This window comes from Donghicola tyrosinivorans (genome assembly GCF_003003355.1).
GTDB lineage: Bacteria > Pseudomonadota > Alphaproteobacteria > Rhodobacterales > Rhodobacteraceae > Donghicola > Donghicola tyrosinivorans.
Window position 1 is genome coordinate 388,674 of the sequence record NZ_PVTQ01000003.1, and the last position, 16,425, is coordinate 405,098.

The following is a 16,425-nucleotide window of genomic DNA, read 5'->3' on the forward strand; positions in this document are numbered from 1 at the left end:
GCGGCCTTTTGCTTTGATCTGGCGGTGGGCCTTAGCGGCGACCGCAAGAGATCAACTGGATCTGGTAGGTCTGCGCGCGGCTTGCCACGCGATCCGCCACCGTCACCAGCCAGCTTTTGGAATTGTACGAGCGGCGGGCAAATCCGCTGTGGCCTTCGTGGTAGGCCAGATACTGGTTGCGCGCATCGCCCATGCTGATGCCATTCCGCTCGACCGTCTTGGTCATGTACCACCCCATAAAGTCGGTCGCGTCGTGGATATCGTCACGGCGGGCACTGCGATTGCGAGTCTCTTTCCGATATTCATCCCACGTGCCATCCAGCGCCTGACTGTACCCGTAAGCCGAGCTGATACGTCCCATAGGGATAACGCCTAAGGCATACTTTCGCGGTGTGCGTGCATCGCCAATGAATTTACTTTCCTGATGGATCATTGCCATCATGACCGGAACGGGGGCACCCCAGCGGCGCTCGGCCCGTTGCATGGCCTTCAGATAGTGCGGACGCTCTGCGACGATGGCGCAGGCGTTGTCTAGATTTCGAGGTGCGCGATTGTCGCCGCCGCCGCAAGAGGCCAGCAACAGTAATAGAATCAGGGCGCGGAAGGGTCTGCTCATTCTGCCTGTCTCGCTCGATGTTTTTTTTGTAGTATAGTTAAAACGGGATACTGCTTCAAATCACACTCGTGCAGGTAGCAGGTTTCTTTGCCATTTTTGAGCCCATTGCCGCCTATTGCACAGAGTGTTTCCGGAATCGTGTGCGCATCAATTAGACAAATGCCTCTTGCGAGGTGTAAGCAGGAGCGATAGGGGCGATTGTTATGCAGACTATACGTGCGAAATACCATCTGGGCCAAATCCTGCGCCACCGCAAACACCCGTTTCGCGGCGTGGTCTTCGACGTCGATCCCGAATTTGCGAACACGCAGGAATGGTATGACGCGATCCCCGAAGAGGCGCGTCCGCTGAAGGATCAGCCCTTCTATCACCTGCTGGCCGAGAACGAAGAAAGCTACTACGTGGCTTATGTGTCCGAGCAAAATCTGGTGCTGGATGACACAGGCGAGCCGGTTGACCATCCTGACCTGCCGGACCTGTTTGGGCCCTATCAGAATGGGATTTATCCGCTGCACTTTCACATGAACTAAGACGATGACGGGCGCCGCGGCGCCCGTATCTGTTTGATGTGTCTTCTGGCGGGATCAATAGCCCAAAGCACAGCCGTCCTTGCGCGGGTCCGAGCCCCCTTCCAGCAAGCCGTCTTCCCGCAGAATGATTGCCTGTCCGCCACCAATCGGCTTTTCGGGGATGCTGACGTTGTGCCCCCGCGCAGCCAGATCGGCGCGAACCGCATCGCTGTAGCCCCGTTCGACCTGCATGGTGGTGCCATCGTTAAAGGCGCGCGGCGCGTCCAGTGCCTCTTGCACGTTCAGGCCATAGTCCCTCAGGTTGGTGACCAGCCGCGCGTGGCCGTTGGGCTGATAGGCCCCGCCCATCACGCCGAACGGCATGGTCACGCGTCCGTTTTCCCGCAGCATGCCGGGGATAATGGTGTGCAAGGGACGCTTGCCCGGAGCCATCTCGTTCACGTGGCCTTCTTGCAGGCTAAATCCCGCACCACGGTTCTGAAGCAGGATGCCGAACTTGTCCGATGCCAGACCCGAGCCGAACCCGTGGAAGATCGAATAGATCAGCGAAACCGCCATCCGGTCCTTGTCCACGACGGTGATGTAGATGGTGTCCTTATGCACCGCCTCGGCACTGGGGGCGGGCATGGGTAACGCGCTATCCATCTTGATCAACGTCGCCAATTGCGCCGCCGTTTCGGGCGACAGCATGTGTTCAAGCCGTGTGCAGTGATCAGGATCGGCAATCACGCGGTTGCGGGTGTCATAGGCCAGCTTGGCAGCCTCGGCTTCAATATGCGCGCGATCCGCCCCCCAAGGGTCCATGCCAGCCAGATCAAAGTGGTTAAGGATGTTCAGCATCAGCATCGCGGTCGCACCATGGCCGTTAGGTGGATGCTCTAGCAGTTCGGCGCCTTTGTAGGTGCTGCTGATCGGGTCCGTATAGTTCGACGCGGCCTCTGCGAAATCGTCAAGTGTGTGCCAGCCGCCCGCAGCCTTCAGCGTGGCGACCATGTCCTCGGCCACCTCACCTTTGTAAAAGCCATCGCGGCCTTCCTTCGCCACGCGGCGCAGAACCTCGGCCTGACCGGGGGCGCGGAACATCTGGCCCACGGCAGGGGGCTGCCCGTCGATCAGAAAATGCCGCCGACCGCTGTCTGATAGACGCCATGCGTCCTTTGCCAGATCAAACCCCACGCGCGGAGCGATCGGAATACCTTCTTCGGCATAATGGATCGTAGGGGCCAGCAACCTGTCGATGCCCAGTTTCCCCCAATCATTGCTTAGGCGGCAAAAAGCATCCATCGCAGTTGGGATCGTGACAGGTATTGCACCTTCGGTCGGAACGGTTGTCAGGCCTTTTTCCCGTAGCGCCCCTGCTCTTGCTCCTGCCGGTGCCCTCCCCGAGCCATTCAGCGCCCGCACCTCTTCCGTGCCAGCGGGCTTAAACAGGACAAAACAATCGCCCCCGATGCCGGTCATCTGCGGCTCTGCAATCCCTAGCAGGATTGCGGCAGAAATCGCCGCATCCATCGCATTGCCGCCTGCCTGCAAGATGCCAACTGCGGTCTGCGCCGCCAGCGGATGCGACGTTGCGCACATCCCGCTCGCTGCAATGACCTGGGATCGTCCCGGCTTGTGAAAATCACGCACGTTCTGCTCTCCTTCGATTATGCGACGGATGGTAGAGGGTCTTGCGGCGGTGCCAAGTCTCTATGGCTTAGCTTTCCATTCGGCGGAAAGTCAGCGTTAGCCGGTTTTCTCCGGCAATGCGCTGGTAATCGATCCCGTCGCAACAGGCGTGGATCAGCCCCCATCCCCAGCCGCCTTCTGGCAGCGCATCGGGATCGGGCATTTCGTCGGCGGGCACAGCAAATTCAGGCATCGGGCGGCCCTGATCCCGCAAAGCGATGCGCAAAGCCTCAGAGCAACTGCTGACCTCTAGCGCGATCATGCCCCGCCCATTCCCATAGGCGTGTTCGGCCACGTTATTCAACGCCTCCGCCAGCGCCAACTCGATCCGGGGATCGCAAATTCCAGCGGGCAAAGCCTCTTCCAGCCGCGCCAGCAATCCTCGAATTTCCAAGGGGGTCGCGGCGCATTCCAGCGCCTTTGGCGCCTCAGTGACCATCGGGGACAACAGCTGTGTCCAGACTGTCATGAATAACGAAAACCCGATCCATTCGTGTCAAGCGCAGGACACGGGCCACCTCGGGCTGCAAGCAGGCCAGATCCAACCGGCACCCGCGCGGCATCTGCTTTAGGGCAAACACAATCGCCCCCAAACCGCTCGAGTCGATAAACCCGACCTCTCCCAAATTCAGTAGTGCCCTATGGGACAGCCCGGCTGTCGCCGCCCGCATGGCATCTTTGAACTGGATCGCAACGGCAGAATCGATGCGCCCCCCGTGGACATGGATGATCCGCAGTCCTGGGTAGTCGTCATGGGCCAGTTCCAATGCACCCTCCTTCGATTGAATACACTCCAGAGGCTAGGCCCCATTCATTATCAATCGGTAAGCTGCCCACCCTTTTTAGGAATAAGACGATTCAACTTGTCCCTATCCGCAGACGTGCCCAAAACAACACACCACTGGCATCCATGCCCGGTTCAGGCTAAACCGGCGGCCTCTTCATCTTGGTAAAAATACCTCGGGGGAGCCCGCATCGCGGGCGGGGGCAGCGCCCCCAACCCAACGTTTCAAAAGGGAACTGTCATGTCCGTCGATTACCAGAGCCTTGCCAAAACCATCCGGTCCCTGACTGAGGGGGAGACCGATACGGTCGCTCTGATGGCGACGCTGGCGTGTGAAATCCACCATTCGGATGACCGTTTCGACTGGACCGGCTTTTATCGTGTGACCGAACCTGAGGTTCTGAAAATCGGCCCCTACCAAGGGGGGCATGGGTGTCTGGTGATCCCTTTCAGCCGCGGTGTGTGCGGCGCGGCGGCGCGGACGCGGCAAACCCAGCTGGTGCCCGACGTGGACGCCTTCCCGGGCCATATCGCCTGTGCCTCCAGCACCCGATCCGAGATCGTGCTGCCTGTTTTCAACAAAGACGATCAGGTCATCGCGGTGCTGGATATCGACAGCAACCAGCCCGATGCCTTTTCTCAAGAGGATGCGGATGCCCTTTCCGCGATCCTCGCAGAGACCTTCGGGCATCTATCATGACCGAGGCCTACAACCCTCCCACCGATCCGATCGAAATCCTCCATGAGGATGCCCATATCGTGGTGGTCAACAAGCCTTCGGGGCTGCTCTCTGTCCCCGGTCGGGGAGAGCATCTGGCGGATTGCCTGATCGAACGCCTCCGGCTGGCGTTCCCGCAAATCCTGCTGGTGCATCGACTGGATCGGGATACCTCCGGCGTGATGATCTTTGCCCAAACCCCTGCCGCGCAGCGTCATCTGGGGCAGCAGTTTGAAAACCGTCAGACCAAGAAAACCTATGTGGCCCGGGTGTGGGGCCAGATCGCGGAAAAGGAAGGGACCGTTGATCTGCCCTTGATCGTGGACTGGCCGAACCGTCCCAAGCAGATGGTCTGTCATGAGACCGGCAAGCCCGCGATCACCGACTGGAAGGTCGTCAAGCGCGAGGAAACCGAGACCCGTGTCCGCTTGATGCCCCGCACGGGCCGTAGTCACCAGTTGCGGGTGCATATGCTGGCCTTGGGCCATCCCATTCTGGGCGATCCGTTTTATGCCAGCGGTGCGGCGCTAGAGTATCCGCGTCTGATGCTCCATTCCGAAGAACTAAGGGTGAAACACCCCGACACCGGTATCGGCATGAAGTTCCGCGCCAAGGCGGATTTCTAAAGCTCAGGTTCCGCGCAAGGTCCGGTCGGTCAGGTTCAGTCGCTGATCGACGATGGCCCGCAGAACAGGGCGCAGGCGGTCGTCTTGCGCCATTAGTTGCTCAAGCTCGTCCACGCGGTTCATCGCCACCAGTTGAAGCACGTCTTCACGCACCTCGCCGGCCTCATTGCGGGGCAGGGCGTCGACGGCTTGGATCAGCTCAATCCGCTTTTCGGGCAACAGGCCGCGGACCATTTCCTGCGTCAGATCTGTTTCTACAAACCCATAAAGGCCAACGCCGCGCGCGGGCAGGGCGTAGGTTGCCAATGCCACTCCGTCGATGCGGGGATGGGACAGCAGTTCTTCCCGTAATGCGGGGCCTTCCAGCGCGATCCGGTTCTCGGTGCCTTCGCCATCAGACCAGTTCATCAAACGGCGGGTGATAAAGTTATAAAGCGGCTTGGCGGTCGCCATCCACAGGCGGGACGGGGCACTGCGCCGCTCTAACATCCGCTTTTCGCTAGGGGTCAGCAGGTGCTTGGCAAACTTGCGCTTTTGCTTCAGCAGGTGGCGCAGGTCTTCATAGGCCATGGTGCGGTAGATCGCGCCGCGCCGTTTGTGAACGCTGGCCAGCTGGAAGTCGATGACCGAAGCTCTGCCGTCCGGCGTCATCAACCAGTTCTGAGGTTTCGCAAGATCGTTGTGGGTCACGCCCCGACGGCGCATCTGGCGCAGCAACCGCTTGGCATCACGGTACCATTCAGCGTCGCGGGGTTTAGCCAATTGCAGGGGCGTGCCGTGGCTCCAAGTCCGTAGAATGCCTTCGCGGTCAACGCGGATCAGCTGCGGGGTGCCTTCGATGCCTGCAACGGCCTTGAGTCCGCGGATTTCCTTGCGGGCCAACGCCCATCCCAGCCAGCGCGACCACAGGGGCAGGCTGCCGAGGCGGCGCATCACCAGCTTTTCGTCAGGCGCATGGGCGGCGTGACCCGACACGGTTTCCGAAAACGGGTCACGCTTGTGTACAGTTTCCTGCACGAATTGGGTCGAGGCGGGCAAATCAGTCATAAGCCGATGACTAGGCCCGCCGCGCGTTTCCTGCAAGCAGGCTTAGTCCGCATAGGCGGTAATTACCTTCACCTCGCAGAAGTCCTCGATCCCCAAGGCACCGCCTTCACGGCCATTGCCCGAGGCCTTCACCCCGCCAAAGGGGCTGCCTTTCGCCATACCGTTGTAGTTGGTCTGGATCATGCCTGCGTGCAGGCGGCGGGCGACGCGCATCCGCTTGGTGTCGTCTTCGGACTGCACATAGTGGGTCAAGCCGTAGGGCGAGTCATTCGCGATCGCGATCGCCTCTTCTTCGGTGTCGAAGGGGATCATCGCAAGCACGGGGCCAAAAATCTCGGTCTGGGCGATGGTCATGTCGTTGGTTACATCGGCAAAGACGGTAGGACGCACATAGTAGCCACGGTTGAAACCTTCGGGACGGCCAAGGCCACCAGCCACCAGGCGGGCACCTTCATCAATGCCTTTCTGGATCAGGTCTTGGATCTTGTTGTACTGCAACTCGCTGACCACGGGGCCGATGTGGCGGCCATGATCGTGGCCCGAGCCGACACCGCGGGTGTTCGCGGCCTCGGCGGCCTCTTCCACGGCTTGGTCATAGCGGCTGCGTTCCACCAGCATACGGGTGGGCGCGTTGCACGACTGGCCCGAATTGTTGAAACAGCCGTTCGCGCCACGTTTCACGGCCTTTTCGTTGGCGTCGGCAAAGACAATATTCGCGCCCTTGCCGCCCAGTTCCAGACTGACGCGCTTCAGGGTGTCTGCGGCGGCTTTGCTGATCGCGATGCCTGCGCGGGTGCTGCCGGTAAAGCTGATCATTGCAACATCAGGGTGGACCGACAGTTGGCTGCCCACACCGGGCCCATCGCCGTTCACAAGGTTGAAGACGCCCGCAGGCACACCAGCCTCATGCAGCATCTCTGCGAACAGCAGGGCCGACAGGGGGGCGATCTCGGACGGCTTCAGAACCATGGTGCAGCCAGCCGCCAGCGCCGGAATGACCTTGAGGCAGATCTGGTTCATCGGCCAGTTCCACGGGGTGATCAGACCCACAACGCCGATGGGGTCCAGCACATGCATTTCGGTGGCGGTGTAGCGGTGTTCGAACTCAAAAGTTTCCAGTGCTTCCAGAAAGCCTTCGGTGTGCCACGTGCCTGCGCCAACCTGTTCCGACAGCGACCAGTCCTTGGGCGCACCCATTTCGCAGGTCATGGCATCTGCCATCTCTTGCGCACGGGCTTTGTAAATTTCGAGGAATTTTTTGATCAGATTTACGCGCTCTGCCAGCGGCGTTTGCGACCAGCTGGGGAACGCGGCCTTTGCTGCGGCGACGGCTGCATCGGTATCCGCCTGATCACCCAGAGAAATAACGGCTGTTACCTCTTCGGTCGACGGGTCGATCACGTCGAGATCACAGGCCTGCGCGGGGGCGACCCATTTACCGTCAATGTAGAATTCGCGTTTTTTGATCATGTTTTTTCTCCCCTGAGATAGCGACACTCTGTCACCGCCTGCGCATCGAAGCAAGAGAGGGGGTGACGTTCCCCTCTGGAATTCATACCTATGACGCAAAGTTCGATTTCCATGACCTAAGGAGAGATCATCATGGGCCTGCGTATCAATGACACCGTTCCCAATCTGACCCTGAAAACCGATCAGGGTGAATTTGCTTTCCACGAATGGATTGGTGATTCCTGGGCGATCCTCTTCTCGCACCCCAAAGACTTTACCCCTGTCTGCACCACCGAGTTCGGCGCAGTGGCCCAACTGGCCGACGAGTGGGAAAAGCGCGGCGTGAAGGTCATCGGCCTGTCGGTGGACGGCGTCGAAGAGCACAAAGCATGGAAAGGCGACATCGAGAGCTACTCGGGCGCGAAGGCCAGCTTCCCGATCATCGCCGATGAGGATCTGGAAGTGTCGAAAGCTTTCGACATGCTGCCCGCAGACGCTTACCTGCCCGATGGCCGCACGGCGGCTGACTCGGCGTCGGTTCGTTCGGTCTTCATCATTGCACCGAACAAAAAGCTGCAACTGTCGATGACCTACCCCATGTCGGTTGGCCGTAACTTTGCCGAAGTTCTGCGCGCCGTGGACGGTCTGCAAAAGACCTACGGTGTGCCGCTGGCAACCCCTGCCAACTGGACCGAAGGTCAGGACGTGATCATCGCCCTGTCGCTGAACGACGAGCAGGCGAAAGAGAAATTCGGCGCGTTCGAGCAAAAGCTGCCCTACCTGCGCACCACCAAAGCCTGATCCGGTCCCAAGCCGTATCTCGTCGGGCGTCCCATCAGGGGCGCCCTTTTTCTTTGCTGCTGCCGATAGGTAGCAGAGGCCAAAAGAAAAAGGCCCCGTGCGCGACGGGGCCTTTCCTAATTTCGGAAGAGGGGCAGATTATTCCGCGCTTTCTTCTTCTTTCTTGGCTTCTTCGCCGGTTTCCTGATCGACAACTTTCATCGACAGGCGAACCTTGCCGCGATCGTCAAAGCCCAGAAGCTTGACCCAAACTTCCTGACCTTCCTTCAGAACATCCGAGGGGTGGTTCAGGCGGCGGTTCTCGATCTGGCTGACGTGTACCAGACCATCGCGCTTGCCAAAGAAGTTCACGAAGGCGCCGAAATCGACGATCTTCACGACCTTACCTTTATAAACAGCACCTTCTTCGGGCTCTGCCACGATCGAGTAGATCATGTCGTAAGCCTTCTTGATCGAGTCGGCGTTGGCCGATGCGATCTTGACGGTGCCGTCGTCGTTGATGTCGACCTTCGCACCCGACACTTCAACGATTTCACGGATGACCTTACCGCCTGAGCCGATCACTTCACGGATCTTGTCGGTGGGAACCTGCATGGTCTCGATGCGCGGTGCGTGGACCGAGAACTCGCTGGCCGAGGTCAGGGCTTTCGCCATCTCGCCCAGAATGTGCAGACGGCCGTCTTTCGCCTGAGCCAGAGCCTGCTTCATGATCTCGGCGGTGATGCCTGCAACCTTGATGTCCATCTGCAGCGAGGTGATGCCGTTTTCGGTACCTGCTACTTTGAAGTCCATGTCGCCAAGGTGGTCTTCGTCGCCCAGAATGTCGGTCAGAACCGCAAAGCGGCCGTCTTCTTCCAGGATCAGACCCATTGCAACGCCAGCCACGGGGGCGGTCAGCGGAACACCTGCGTCCATCATCGACAGCGAACCGCCACAGACCGACGCCATCGACGACGAGCCGTTCGATTCAGTGATCTCGGACACAACGCGGATGGTGTAGGGGAAGTCGGTTGCCGCGGGCAGAACAGCCTGCAGTGCGCGCCATGCCAGTTTGCCGTGGCCGATTTCGCGGCGACCGGGCGAACCAACGCGGCCTACTTCACCAACCGAGTAGGGAGGGAAGTTGTAGTGCAGCAGGAAGTTGCTGCGCGAGTTGCCGTGCAGGGCGTCGATGATCTGCTCGTCGTCGCCGGTGCCCAGAGTGGTCACAACCAGACCCTGAGTTTCACCACGGGTGAACAGAGCCGAACCGTGGGTACGGGGCAGGATGCCAACTTCCGAAACGATCGCGCGAACGTCGGTGTTGCTGCGGCCGTCGATACGGGCGCCACCGTTGATCACGTCACCACGCAGGATGCTGCTTTCCAGTTTCTTGAAGGCCGAACCCAGATTGCTGTCTTCCAGCTCTTCTTCGGTCAGGGCGGCTTTGATCGCGTCGCGGGCAGCGGAAACAGCGTTCACACGCTCTTGCTTGTCCTTGATTGCGAAGGCAGCGCGCATCTGCTCTTCACCAGCGGCTTTCACCTTGGCGTACAGCTCGCTGTAGTCGGGCGCGACAAAGTTGAAGGGCTCTTTCGCCGCTTCTTCTGCCAGGTCGATGATCAGGTCGATCACCGGCTTGATGGCGTCGTGGCCGAACTGGACAGCACCCAGCATTTCTTCTTCGGTCAGCTCGTAAGCTTCCGATTCCACCATCATCACGGCGTCTTTGGTGCCGGCGATGACCAGATCCAGACGCTGCTCGGGGTTGTTGCGCAGGTGATCCATGTCCTCGACGCTGGGGTTCAGCACGTATTCACCGTTGCTGAAGCCAACGCGGGCACCGGCGATCGGGCCCATGAACGGAACGCCCGAGATGGTCAGCGCAGCCGAAGCGGCGATCATAGCAACAACATCGGGGTCGTTGACCAGATCGTGGCTCAGCACGGTGCACATCACCAGAACTTCATGCTTGAAGCCCGAGACGAACAGGGGGCGGATCGGACGGTCGATCAGACGCGCGGTCAGGGTCTCTTTTTCCGAGGGACGTGCTTCGCGCTTGAAGAAGCCACCGGGGATCTTACCGGCTGCGTAGTATTTTTCCTGATAGTGGACGGTCAGGGGGAAGAAGTCCTGACCCGGCTTTGCCTCTTTGGCAAAGGTCACGTTCGCCATTACCGAGGTTTCACCCAGGGTGGCGATCACGGTACCGTCTGCCTGGCGGGCAACCTTACCGGTTTCCAGAGTGAGGGTTTCTTCGCCCCACTGCATCGATTTCTTGGTTTCGTTAAACATAGGCGTATCCTAGTTGGGAGCCCTCCCGAGCGTTCTCGGGGCTCCCGTTTGCATGGCGGCCCCATTGCCGCCGACCCCATCATCATTCTCTTTCACAGCGCGGGGGCCTGCGCGCCACGTCTCAGATGGCGCCGCCATACACGAAAAGCAGCGTTGGGGAAAGGATATTACGCAAAGGTCGCAGGGTCTGCGGTTAGGAACGGTTAGCCTTCCAGCGTCATGCGTGCGCGGCGGGCAAGTTCAGCTTTGGTTGGGGTTTCCATGGCAAAACTGCCGGTATCCACAGTGCCATCCACGTCATATGTCGCGATGATCACACCTGTCTGGCTGACCTGATGGTTTGCCAGCGTCATCTTGTGATCCCGCGTTTTGACGTCGATCATCCGCTTGCCTTGCCCCAGAATGATCGGGAAGGTCATCACGAATAGCCGGTCCAGCAGCCCTTCGGCCAGCAGTTGCGGATAAAGCGTCGTACTACCTTGGATCAGCAGGTCGGGGCCATCGGTGTCCTTCAGGGTGCGGACTGCATCCATATCCCCCAGCGCATGGCTGTTCTCCCAGCCAAGATCGGTTTTGTCGGGCTCTGCGGTCACAACGTATTTGTTGGTGGCCGTGAACATCTGGCCCATTTCGGCCTCGGGGCCTTCCACATAAGGCCAGTGGGCTGCGAAAATCTCGTAGGTTTTGCGTCCTAGTAGCAACTCAAACGGGCTGCCGAACAGACCGCCCATGGCCTGACCCATCGTCTCGTCGAAAAAGGGTGCTGCCCACCCCCCGAAGGGGAATTCCCGTGTGGGGTCTTCGTCCGGTCCGCCCGGTGCCTGCATGACACCATCAAGGCTTTGAAACACGCCACCTACAATCTTACGCATACCGGTCTCTCCTCCCCGCTATACATGTATTAGGCGCCTGATTGTTTCCGCTGTCCATAGATGAAACCGCAGGTCACAAAAGCAAAACGCCCGCGCGAAAGGCACGGGCGTTTCAGGTATTCCGAAGATCGGTCGCTGATTAGCGACGGATGCCCAGACGAGCGATCAGAGCGGTGTAACGCGCTTCTTCTTTGGCCTTCAGGTAGTCCAGCAGCTTACGGCGCTGAGCAACCATCATCAAAAGACCACGACGCGAGTGGTTGTCTTTTTTGTGGGTTTTGAAGTGCTCGGTCAGGGTGGTGATACGCGAGGTCAGGATTGCAACCTGTACTTCGGGCGAACCGGTGTCGCCTTCTTTGGTTGCGAATTCTTTCAGCAGGCGTGCTTTTTCTTCTACGGTGATCGACATCGGGGTCTCCTATCTGTCTAAGGGTTAAGGCAACAAGCCGGGATGTCGTCCAGCAGGGCCCATGGAGATATCCGCAGAGCGGATGCGTGCGCTTACGCGATTCCCGCTAAAAAGAAAAGGGTCTTGCGCGGGGCCTTAGGCAAAGGCCTGTAGCCCCATCGCCGCAGCCTCGGATGCGCTGACCAGCGTGATCATTGCGGGGTCCAGCCCGTCAACCTCATTGATCTGGGCGATCACGGTGCCATCCATCCGCAGATCCACAAGGCCGGTTTCCGGATCGGCAGGGTCCAGCGTCAGTTCGGGGGAACTGGCGTCCAAGCTGTCATCATAAAGGACATAAAGCTGGTCTTCGTCGGGCTGATAGTCCTGTAGCACCGCAGGGGTGCTGCCGCCACCGACCTCGGGCGAGATATCAAGGGCAAAGCTATCCTCGCCCGCGCCCCCGTGCAGCCAGTCGCCCGCGCCGCCAACCAGCGTGTCATTTCCCGCGCCGCCGTTCAGGAAGTCCTCGGTCAGGTCATCCGAGCCGATCACCACGTCGTCGCCGTCACCACCGAATATGGCATCCAGACCTTCGCCGCCCGTCAGAGTGTCGTTGCCAAGCCCCCCTTGCAGGGCGTCTTGGCCTTCGCCCCCTGACAGCAGGTCATCGCCCGGTCCGCCGTTCAGGCTGTCATTGCCCTGATCGCCGATCAGAACGTCGCCACCTGCCGCGCCTGACAGATCGTCCGCATCGCTGCCACCGTCCAGAACGTCCTGTCCAAAGCCACCGTTCAGGGTGTCGGCACCTGCGTCCCCCGACAGCAGATCATCCCCATCTTGCCCCAGCAGCAGATCATCATCACCGCCACCAAGCAGGGTATCCGCGCCGTCGCCGCCGACCAGTTGTTCGCTGTCCTGATCCCCGATCAGCAGATCATCCGCGTCCGATCCTTGCAGAATATCGGACGGTGCATCATCCATGTTCAGGATGTCGCCCGAGGCAGTCTCTAGCTGCGCCTCTTCGGGTGCGTCTGCATCGTCCTCTTGGGACGCATCGCTCATCTCGATTTCGGTGTCATGGGTAAACACGCTGGTGGCCCCGAGCATCAGGGCACCGAACAGGCTGGCCAACATCAGCATCACTATTCTCCTACTGGAATCATCCGGAGGATAGCAGGGAAGCCTTTGAAAATGCGTTGATATCTGAAGAAGCAGTTAACTGCGCGTTTACTGTCCGCTGGCGGGTGTTTCCGGATCGGCCTGAGGCAGTTCCTGCATGATCTCTTCGGCCAGCGCGGCGGCCCAGTCGCCGATCAGGGGAATGAACTCGATCTGCGACAGCCAGAAACCGACCAGCGAGACCACAACCGTCGCCCCCAGCACCGAGCCTAGACCGAACGAGATGCCCCGCAGCAGCTGATAGAACATCATCTTCAGGTAGCTGTCATGGATGCGGAAGTATTTGTGATCGTTCAGCTTGTGAATGGCGTTCGACAGCTGTTCGATTTCACTTTTACTCAGATCAGTCATGCGGGGCTCCATTCCAGCGGTTCCACCGCGTAGCCGATGTATAGCGGGTGCTTGGGGTGGCCGTCTTTGGTCAGTCCCAGATGATGCAAGGGGCGGCCCGTCCGACGCAAGAGCGCTTCGACAGCGGGACCGCGATCCAGATGGGCGCCGTGGGTGCCCCAAGCACAAACGATCCTGTCCGCGGCCGCAGTGCCCGCCAGAATGGCGGCGTCATTTTCTGGGCCAACGGGGTCTGTTGCCGCACGCATCGCGCGGGGGTCCGTGTCGCGCCAAGCAAAGATATTCGTGACCTCAAAGCTGCCAAAGCCAAGGGCGCGGGCGCGGCGTTCGCAGCGTTCGACGGTGGGATCGTTCTGCACTTCGGTCGCAGTCGAAGGGTTCAGCATGACGAACAGAACCCGCTTGCCCTTAGGGTCCCACGTACGCACCAGCGAATAGCGATACCGTTCGCAATCGCTGTAGGTCGCGGTCGAGGGCGCATCGTCTTTGATATGGGTTCGGGTCAGCATAAGCCCTGAAATCATAGGTCTGCGGGTGTTGGCAAGACCGCGATACACCCATTCGTTCCTCGGATATATACCACGGTGCGGAAGAAATCTTCTGTGCAATACACTAAATTGCAAAACCAATGTGACGTTAGTGAAGGTTACGCGATAGAATCGCGCGGAGATCGAATATGAGTCTTTGGATGCTCCTCAGTCTGGGGGGTGCGATATCAAGTCTTGTCCTCGGCATGGAGCGTTTCACTCTTGCCGGACTGGCTCAGAAAGCACTGAGCGGGTCACAGGGAGACTCCGATTCCTCCAGAGATCCCACTGACATCTATGATTCAGGAAGCGCACCCGAGGAAGAAGAGGTTGTCGTTGGCCAAGAGCTGACGCTTGTGTCGCTGGCCGACTTCATCGGGACCTCTGAGGCAGACACGCTGTATGTTGAACTGCCCGAAAGTGCCGATCCTGCATGGCATCTGGCAGAGCGCACAGGTCTGGAGAATTTGATCGCCGGACATGATGGCGATCTGGTTTGGTTCAACCCTGATGAGGCCCATTCAGACCCCGAAGCCGGTGTTGAAGACTCTCGGTTGACTGATGGCGTGATGTATCTGGACGCAGGCGCAGGGGATGACTTCATCTCGATCAACGGGCCGGGGGCCATTGACCTCTATACCGGCGAAGGCGCCGATACGGTCGTTGTCGGCGAAGGCACGGGCTATATCGCCCTGCACGCCAATGATGGCGATACCGTTTATCTGGCTGATGACTATGAGGGTCAGGTTTGGGTCAGTGGTGAGGCCAGCGTTCAGGGCGGTGCCGGTCGGGATATGGTTCACATTGATGATACCAGTGCGGGTGCATGGATTCACACGGGTGGCGGCGATGACTGCCTGATCACCGATGGCGGCGGCATCCTGAACGGGAATGACGGCAACGACACCATCAAAGGCTTTGGCAATGACGCGGTTCTGCGCGGTGGCCGTGGCGATGATGTTATCTTGTCTTACGGGTCAAACATGTCCGTGGGCGGCGATGGTGCCGATGAAATCTACCTTGGCGAAGGCTATATTCAGTACGAATATTTCGGTTCCGGTGAGGGGATCGGTACCTTCACGCGGCTAGACACCCATGCCTTTGCGACCAATGAGGTGGCTGATTCTGTCTTTGGCGGCGAAGGGGATGACGTCATCCATTATATCGGCGCGGGCGATTGGGTCTCGGGTGGCAGTGGCGCGGATTACTTTGACGTGATTGGCGACGGTCGCGCGGTGATCGATGATTTTGAGATTGGGCAGGACTTCCTGAAACTGTCTGCCACGGGGGGCACCTTGATCGAGCATGGAGATGCGACGATTGCCGGTGAACTGACCTCTGCTGAACTGGATACGTTGCTGCAAAATGATGCCAGCTACCAGTTGGACAACCGCGTCACGCTTGTGAAGAACACCTTCGACGAAAAGACGCTGATCGCGATCGACAACCAGATCGTGGTCGAGCTGACGGGTCTGCACAACATTACTGTCGGTTATCGCAATGGCGGCGACGATACGCTTTACGATCTGACAGGTGCCGCCATGCTAGAGGCGGACGCGGATGTGATTGTGCAGGTGTACCAGAATATTCGTACGGTCACTTTGGCGGGCTAAGACCTGTGAGTTTCCAAAAAACAGGGCGCCGGTGGGCGCCCTTTCTGTTTGCGGGGGGGCTGACGTCAGTCCAGATTGAAGACGCGCACAGGATGCAAGTTGCCTGCCTTGAAGGTGCCAACGGCCAAGGGCTTGCCATCCACAGCGACCCAGCATTCCTCGCCGTACTCGATCCCCGATGCGATCACCATGCCGGGGTTGCCGTTGCGCAGGCGCACGGTGCCTTCGGGGGTGGGCTGGACTTCGGGCAGGTCGGCCAGACCGATTTCCACGGGCAGCAGCAGATCGTCCAATTCCGGCGTGCGGGCTAGTTCGTTGATCTGGTCAAGGCTGACGCCGTTCTCGACCTCAAAGGGGCCAGACCAGATGCGGCGCAGCTCGCGCACGTGGCCGTAGCAGCCCAGTTTCTCGCCCAGATCGCGGGCAATGCTGCGCACATAGCCGCCTTTGCCGCAGGTCATTTCCAGCGTCACGTGGTCCACATCGGGGCGGTCCAGCATCAGCAGTTCTTCGACCCATAGGGGGCGGGCGGCCAGTTCTACGTCTTCACCGTCGCGGGCCAGCTTATAGGCGCGTTGGCCGTCGATCTTGACGGCGCTGAACTTGGGCGGGACCTGCATGATGTCACCGACAAAGCCGAACAGCGCCTCTTTGATCTCATCATCGCTGGGACGCGCGTCCGAGGTCTTGATGATCTCACCTTCCGCATCATCGGTGTTGGTCGCCGCACCAAGGGTCACGGTGAACTCATAGGCTTTGTTGGCGTCGGTGATGTAGGGAACGGTCTTTGTGGCCTCGCCCAAGGCGACGGCCAGAACGCCGGTGGCATCGGGGTCAAGAGTGCCTGCGTGACCGGCCTTATTGGCGTTGAACGCCCATTTGACCTTGTTCACCACAGCGGTCGAGGTGATGCCCGCGGGCTTGTCGATCACGATCCAGCCGGAGATATCCCGACCCTTGCGCTTGCGTCCCATAA

The 16,425-nt window shown here is 59.4% G+C and carries 18 protein-coding genes; 5 read left to right on the forward strand and 13 right to left on the reverse strand.

Going from position 1 to position 16,425, the window contains the following annotated elements; translation table 11 throughout:
- Positions 1-31 precede the first annotated feature (31 nt).
- Positions 32-616 (reverse strand): transglycosylase SLT domain-containing protein, encoded by a 585-nt coding sequence (locus CLV74_RS06665; RefSeq protein WP_106263447.1) that lies wholly within the window; start codon positions 614-616, stop codon positions 32-34.
- A gap of 203 nt (positions 617-819) precedes the next feature.
- On the opposite strand from CLV74_RS06665, the gene hspQ reads away from it, so the two are divergent.
- Positions 820-1,146, forward strand: a complete 327-nt coding sequence (gene hspQ, locus CLV74_RS06670) for a heat shock protein HspQ (RefSeq protein ID WP_106263448.1) — start codon at positions 820-822, stop codon at positions 1,144-1,146.
- 54 nt (positions 1,147-1,200) lie between these two features.
- Here hspQ and CLV74_RS06675 read toward each other — a convergent pair whose 3' ends face one another.
- The 3 genes from CLV74_RS06675 to CLV74_RS06685 all read right to left on the reverse strand — a co-directional run bounded on the left by CLV74_RS06675 (position 1,201) and on the right by CLV74_RS06685 (position 3,584).
- Positions 1,201-2,778: a gamma-glutamyltransferase family protein gene (locus tag CLV74_RS06675; RefSeq protein ID WP_106263449.1), complete on the reverse strand. Its 1,578-nt coding sequence runs from the start codon at positions 2,776-2,778 to the stop codon at positions 1,201-1,203.
- Positions 2,779-2,845: 67 nt separating this feature from the next.
- A complete protein-coding gene (locus CLV74_RS06680; protein ID WP_106263450.1) occupies positions 2,846-3,286 on the reverse strand; it encodes an ATP-binding protein in 441 nt (146 codons plus the stop codon).
- Positions 3,246-3,584, reverse strand: coding sequence for an STAS domain-containing protein (locus CLV74_RS06685; RefSeq protein WP_106263451.1), 339 nt, complete (start codon positions 3,582-3,584; stop codon positions 3,246-3,248). Before CLV74_RS06685 ends, CLV74_RS06680 begins: the two co-directional genes overlap by 41 nt.
- Positions 3,585-3,842: 258 nt before the next feature.
- Here CLV74_RS06685 and CLV74_RS06690 point away from each other — a divergent pair, with 258 nt between their 5' ends.
- Both CLV74_RS06690 and CLV74_RS06695 read left to right on the forward strand, forming a co-directional pair.
- On the forward strand, positions 3,843-4,301 hold the full coding sequence (locus tag CLV74_RS06690; protein ID WP_106263452.1) for a GAF domain-containing protein: 459 nt from the start codon (positions 3,843-3,845) through the stop codon (positions 4,299-4,301).
- On the forward strand, positions 4,298-4,945 hold the full coding sequence (locus CLV74_RS06695) for an RluA family pseudouridine synthase (RefSeq protein ID WP_106263453.1): 648 nt from the start codon (positions 4,298-4,300) through the stop codon (positions 4,943-4,945). Before CLV74_RS06690 ends, CLV74_RS06695 begins: the two co-directional genes overlap by 4 nt.
- 3 nt (positions 4,946-4,948) lie before the next feature.
- Here CLV74_RS06695 and CLV74_RS06700 read toward each other — a convergent pair whose 3' ends face one another.
- Together CLV74_RS06700 and CLV74_RS06705 are read right to left on the reverse strand one after the other, a co-directional pair.
- Positions 4,949-5,992, reverse strand: coding sequence for a phosphotransferase (locus CLV74_RS06700; RefSeq protein WP_106263454.1), 1,044 nt, complete (start codon positions 5,990-5,992; stop codon positions 4,949-4,951).
- A 42-nt stretch (positions 5,993-6,034) separates the two neighbouring features.
- Complete coding sequence (locus tag CLV74_RS06705; RefSeq protein ID WP_106263455.1) at positions 6,035-7,462, reverse strand: aldehyde dehydrogenase family protein; 1,428 nt, start codon at positions 7,460-7,462, stop codon at positions 6,035-6,037.
- A gap of 132 nt (positions 7,463-7,594) precedes the next feature.
- On the opposite strand from CLV74_RS06705, the gene CLV74_RS06710 reads away from it, so the two are divergent.
- Positions 7,595-8,242 (forward strand): peroxiredoxin, encoded by a 648-nt coding sequence (locus tag CLV74_RS06710; protein WP_106263456.1) that lies wholly within the window; start codon positions 7,595-7,597, stop codon positions 8,240-8,242.
- Positions 8,243-8,380: 138 nt separating this feature from the next.
- On the opposite strand, the gene pnp is transcribed toward CLV74_RS06710, so the two are convergent.
- The 6 genes from pnp to CLV74_RS06740 all read right to left on the reverse strand — a co-directional run bounded on the left by pnp (position 8,381) and on the right by CLV74_RS06740 (position 13,818).
- Positions 8,381-10,516: a polyribonucleotide nucleotidyltransferase gene (gene pnp, locus CLV74_RS06715; RefSeq protein WP_106263457.1), complete on the reverse strand. Its 2,136-nt coding sequence runs from the start codon at positions 10,514-10,516 to the stop codon at positions 8,381-8,383.
- 203 nt (positions 10,517-10,719) lie between these two features.
- The gene (locus tag CLV74_RS06720) at positions 10,720-11,388 is read right to left on the reverse strand and encodes a dihydrofolate reductase family protein (protein ID WP_106263458.1); all 669 of its coding nucleotides are present in this window, start codon (positions 11,386-11,388) and stop codon (positions 10,720-10,722) included.
- Between the two features lie 139 nt (positions 11,389-11,527).
- A complete protein-coding gene (gene rpsO / locus CLV74_RS06725) occupies positions 11,528-11,797 on the reverse strand; it encodes a 30S ribosomal protein S15 (protein ID WP_106263459.1) in 270 nt (89 codons plus the stop codon).
- A 135-nt stretch (positions 11,798-11,932) separates the two neighbouring features.
- Positions 11,933-12,919, reverse strand: coding sequence for a calcium-binding protein (locus CLV74_RS06730; protein WP_106263460.1), 987 nt, complete (start codon positions 12,917-12,919; stop codon positions 11,933-11,935).
- Between the two features lie 87 nt (positions 12,920-13,006).
- Complete coding sequence (locus CLV74_RS06735) at positions 13,007-13,309, reverse strand: DUF5665 domain-containing protein (protein WP_106263523.1); 303 nt, start codon at positions 13,307-13,309, stop codon at positions 13,007-13,009.
- On the reverse strand, positions 13,306-13,818 hold the full coding sequence (locus CLV74_RS06740; RefSeq protein ID WP_106263461.1) for a DUF1643 domain-containing protein: 513 nt from the start codon (positions 13,816-13,818) through the stop codon (positions 13,306-13,308). Before CLV74_RS06740 ends, CLV74_RS06735 begins: the two co-directional genes overlap by 4 nt.
- A 167-nt stretch (positions 13,819-13,985) precedes the next feature.
- Between CLV74_RS06740 and CLV74_RS06745 the strand changes: the two genes are divergently transcribed.
- Complete coding sequence (locus tag CLV74_RS06745) at positions 13,986-15,449, forward strand: calcium-binding protein (RefSeq protein ID WP_146134909.1); 1,464 nt, start codon at positions 13,986-13,988, stop codon at positions 15,447-15,449.
- A gap of 65 nt (positions 15,450-15,514) precedes the next feature.
- On the opposite strand, the gene truB is transcribed toward CLV74_RS06745, so the two are convergent.
- Positions 15,515-16,423: a tRNA pseudouridine(55) synthase TruB gene (gene truB / locus CLV74_RS06750; protein ID WP_106263463.1), complete on the reverse strand. Its 909-nt coding sequence runs from the start codon at positions 16,421-16,423 to the stop codon at positions 15,515-15,517.
- Positions 16,424-16,425: the final 2 nt, after the last annotated feature.